Source organism: Microcoleus sp. Pol12A5 (genome assembly GCF_036701435.1).
Taxonomy (GTDB): Bacteria; Cyanobacteriota; Cyanobacteriia; order Cyanobacteriales; family Microcoleaceae; genus Microcoleus.
Genome location: NZ_JAUBQU010000225.1, coordinates 1 through 4,390 on the forward strand (window position 1 = coordinate 1; position 4,390 = coordinate 4,390).

General features: G+C 41.9%; 4 protein-coding genes. 1 reads left to right on the forward strand and 3 read right to left on the reverse strand.

What is annotated here, in order from left to right:
• Nucleotides 1-60 precede the first annotated feature (60 nt).
• The 3 genes from QUA45_RS28015 to QUA45_RS28025 form a co-directional block, all read right to left on the reverse strand.
• Nucleotides 61-873, reverse strand: a complete 813-nt coding sequence (locus QUA45_RS28015) for a transposase (protein WP_333223143.1) — start codon at nt 871-873, stop codon at nt 61-63.
• Between the two features lie 85 nt (nt 874-958).
• Nucleotides 959-1,333, reverse strand: coding sequence for a hypothetical protein (locus QUA45_RS28020; protein ID WP_333223145.1), 375 nt, complete (start codon nt 1,331-1,333; stop codon nt 959-961).
• A 472-nt stretch (nt 1,334-1,805) separates the two neighbouring features.
• Nucleotides 1,806-2,705, reverse strand: a complete 900-nt coding sequence (locus QUA45_RS28025; RefSeq protein ID WP_333223147.1) for a transposase family protein — start codon at nt 2,703-2,705, stop codon at nt 1,806-1,808.
• Between the two features lie 181 nt (nt 2,706-2,886).
• Between QUA45_RS28025 and QUA45_RS28030 the strand changes: the two genes are divergently transcribed.
• A complete protein-coding gene (locus tag QUA45_RS28030; RefSeq protein ID WP_333101153.1) occupies nt 2,887-3,075 on the forward strand; it encodes a hypothetical protein in 189 nt (62 codons plus the stop codon).
• Nucleotides 3,076-4,390: the final 1,315 nt, after the last annotated feature.

A 4,390-nucleotide genomic window follows, 5' to 3' on the forward strand; every position in this document is an offset into this window, starting at 1 on the left:
TGCACCCTTCCACCTTTTTAGGATAACACAACTCATACAGTGTTTACTTTTGCAACTGCTTCAGCAAACCCTAATTAACTTTGGGCTACCATCTGCCCTCCGTTCTATATCTTGTTTTTCTATTTGTTTGGCATCTGCCAAGCTTTTTTGTGCCGCTTCTGCTGTCGTTGATGTCAGGTCAGATTGTGATTCAACAAAGCTTTCTACTCGTTCGAGTGCTTGTAAAATTGTGCTTAATGCTTGTTCTCGGGCCCTGGGGTCATCCCAATCTAAATCTAATGCTTTCTTGAGACTGCTTGCTGCTACAATTTCGGCTCCAGCTTGTACTGCGATCGCTCCTGTTTCTTGCTGCATATTTTTGGCAATTATCTCCAAGGATTTTCTGAGTGCATGGCCCAATAAATTATAAGTATCTTCTACCCTGGCTGCTCCCCATAAGGGACTGGAATCTAGTGCGACTCTCAAGGAACGCTCGCTGTATCCTTGGGTCTTTTTGGCAATCTCAATTGTTTTTTCTACAAGTCGCAGATCGCCTCCTTTTGCGATTAAGATCGCGCGAAACCTGACTAAAGTACCTTTGCCAAATGGAGTTTGTTCGCAATCTAAACAATCGAGTACTAATTGCCATCTTCTGTCCATTTGCATTGCTTCGATTGCTTCGTCATCGGAAACTCCCGTGTAGGCTTGTAGGATAATTGCTAAGGCTATTTGTGCTGGTACGATCGGGCATTTTCCTACTGTAGAGTCTTTAAACAGACCTGCTAGTTCTGTTTGGAATTCCTCATCAAATAGTTGGTGGCGAATTTTTCTTAAGAATAAGAACAGTGAAGCCTGACGAATACGTTTGGCTACTTTTTGTTCTGCTGCAGACAACTCGATTGGGGGGGTCCAGGTTGGTGGGCGCATTTTACAGCACAGAGTTGGTTTTTTCGCTAACTACCATACTTTATGCCTTTTGTCAACCTCTTTTACTGGACTGGCGCTCTAGCCAGAGCTGTAATTTGCCATAACTTGTTTCTCCCTCTGGTTCTTGCAGTTTCTTGATTAATTTTTCTCTAACTTCGGGTGGTATATGTGGAGTCTTCCCGGGAGCTTTTTTTATGCTAAGTAATTCAGTAATTGCACCTTGTTTGTAAGCTCTTAACCAACGATATATTGTTGAAGAGTCTCGTTTCAACATCGTGGCTAATTCGGCTCTTTTTTGGATTTTTTTGGTGGTCAGCCAGTATAATACCAGTAATTTTTCTTTATTTACGGCGGTCGCACTCCGTTCCAGTCGATGCTCTAGTTCCTCAACCGTTTCCTGGATTTGTACCTGAAGTTTGTTCGCCATATTGGATGTACTCTACTTTTACCCTATATTTTAGTGTACCTTCATAGTGAATTGGTATTAGCATTACTCTAAGAGGTGAGAGTATACACCAACCCTCACTCGCACCTCATCCAAATGATAAAGATGACCCTGTTCCTTTCCCAACTCCTATCACAACTGACAGTATAAAAGGAGGTTCCGTCTCTTCCTCGCAGGAACATCAAAGAGTCTCTGGTTTATATCACAGTAGCGACAACCAAACTAATGCTAACACCGACATCTCTTTCCTAGGCGAGAGTATACACCAAAGCTCAATAGATATCTCCGAAAACAATCAAAGCCTCTGTGTAGTTAAGCTCCTTGACGTAAATGTAACCATCCTAAATTAGCTAGTGTGCACGATAAAATCAGACTTTAAGATATTTATTGTTGATAATTATATCGCAATGTTGAGTGAGATTTGTTAATTTTAATCTGACGATTGCCTCGCTTTTTATAATGGTAATATTAGCGCTCCTATTCGCAACCTTACTATTCCACAAATCGTTAAAATTACTTGCTCATATTTTTGGGAATTTAATCTAAATCTTTCTTGGGCAACTCGAAATATCTTGACCGCTCGAATTCGATGTTCTACAAAAAATCGGCGAGCAGAAAACGCTTTATTTTGTTTTTTTTGTTCTGTTGTTAATTCTCGTTTCTTGGGTTTTTTAAGGGGAGTTGTTATTAAATCTTCTCCAACGTAAGCTTTATCTCCCTTAAATCTTTGTTGAGGAGCCAACTCGGAGCGATATTCTCGGAATAATGTTATATCGCTTTTAGGTCCAGGTTCCCCTGCCACAACATCAACTATATCTCTACCATCTGGCATGATAATTATTTGAGTTTTAAATGTATGATTACTCTTCTTGCCTGAAAAGTATTTTTCTTGTTCTTCACGAGTTCCAGGTCTTTCTCTGACTTGTTCGTAGGTATCTACTATTAATTCATATTCTGTGAGTATTTCCTTAACTATTGCATGGTCAGCAGCGTTTTTTTTTACTTGTTCCAGCAAGCTAGATGGTAGCAATTCTCGCAGAAGCGCAAACCAATAGTTAAATGTATCATTAGCTGTAGACTCACTTACTCCAAACTGGATGCCCAGAATTTGAAATGTTGTCATATGCCTAAGATAAACCAAGGTTAAAATTATTTGTTCGGGAATAGATAGTTTGGGTTTTCGACCTCCTCCATCCGCAATAATTCTCACTTTTTTTGATTCTAGTAAAGCTTGTTTTTCATGATGTAATCGTTCGGCATTTTGGAGCAATTGTTGTAAATGCTCATATTCCAAACCAATTAATCGCTGTGTTTCTTTATGATTCTCTTCAATATGATTCAGGATGTCGCTCATGTTTGTGTGCCAAAAAATGTCTCTTATGTTCTTTTACCACATAATGTTACTATTTTGGAGATGTCTAATACCGAGTCTTGGTGTATACCCCAGTGATGGCAATCAAAGTGATAGCAATGCCACTAACGCTTCACTAAGCGAGAGTATACACCAAGCGTGTATAATTCAAGGAGGCAGCGGGTTGGTGTACAGCTTTTGGAAGGGTGAAAGCACAGTCAACCACTACCGCTACAAAGTAAAAGTGGATGGTAAGTGGATGGTGAAGAGTCTCTACATCCCGGTGGAAAAGCTCCCTAAAGTAAAAGAAGCTATTGCGAATAAGTTGAGCGTAACTGCGATAGTGGTTGAGGTATTGGGGAGAAACTTGTGATTGATGGCTCTCTCTTTTTCAAACAATGCGGTAGCCCTTTCTTTCGACTCTCTTAGTTTTTTGATTTCCCTACAACTCATTCACCATCCATCCGCTTTACTCTCTTCGTTGATGTAGAGTCCATCCCTGCGTTCCATCACATCCATATAAATGGGGGGTCTTACCCATCATTTTTATTAACTAGGCGATCGGGGCATAATGGGGGGTCTTACCCCTTATGCTACCCCGATCAGCTAACATACTACGCTAAATCAATACTGTGAACAATACGAAGGCGATCGAGGCACATTGTAAGGTCTTACCCCTCATTATGCCCCGATCGCTACAAATACAACGCCATATCAAAGGTTTCAAGGGTGCGATCGGGGCGATCGGGGTACTACTCCCTAAAAATAGAGAGGGGGGTACTTCCTTGCAACAACAAAAACACCCCTTAATAAAAAAGGTGAGGAGTGGCCGATCGCCCCGATCGCCCTGATCGCTTCTAGTCAAACCCATATACCACAAGGGAATTAGAAGGCGATCGCAGCACAATAAAGGGTAAGACCCCCTACTGGATCCCGATCGCCTTGACTGCGGATGTGATTTCTCCTCAAAGCCATACGCAGCATAGAAATCCCACAGCGATCGGGGCTGAATAAGGCGTAAGACCCCCTTGCTCTAGCCCGATCGCCTAACCATGAATGTGCGGATAGTTAAACTTGGAGGATGTGCTGGAGCGACCAGGAGAACGGAAGAACGTGCAGTGGCTTAGCAGAATTCAATAATCTATATTTTTAAGGTAACGGCAATGTCGAAGCGCGGGTGACTCGCCTTGAATCGATGGCAGCAGGGAAGTTGAGTATGTGCTGCGATGCGACCGATGAAGTGGATAGTAACTCTTTTGTTACTTGGCAAAGAAGCAGTATACACCAAACTCTATCAGAAGCCTTGGTGTATACTCTAATCCTCAAATTAAAGCTGATAGCAATTCTCTCATCAATTTGTCAAACGAGATCCTGCCCTCTCGTTCTAGGTACAAAGACAATCAAGCTTTTAAAAAAGCATCAGCAAATTCCTTCGCAACTTCTTTCAACTTTACTTTGCCGGTATCAATTGGCTTGTGAAGTTTAGAATCCAGCAGAAATGCGCCGCTGTAAATGCTGGCGCCCCTTTCAAAAAAGTTGGCTGCAAAATTTGCTGGCGGTTGAAAACATAGGTAGACGGGTTATTTGTTTATCCCCTTACTCTCTTGATTTTCTGGGGGGGTGACAAAGAGGTCTACGAGATAGACTGTATAAGGGTTGCGGTCCGCATACCTTGTTGATAAAAGCGG

Bases quoted from the DNA above. Each gene is read 5' to 3' on its own strand.
- QUA45_RS28020 (WP_333223145.1), bottom strand. From the start codon at position 1,333: ATGGCGAACAAACTTCAGGTACAAATCCAGGAAACGGTTGAGGAACTA.
- QUA45_RS28025 (WP_333223147.1), bottom strand. From the start codon at position 2,705: ATGAGCGACATCCTGAATCATATTGAAGAGAATCATAAAGAAACACAG.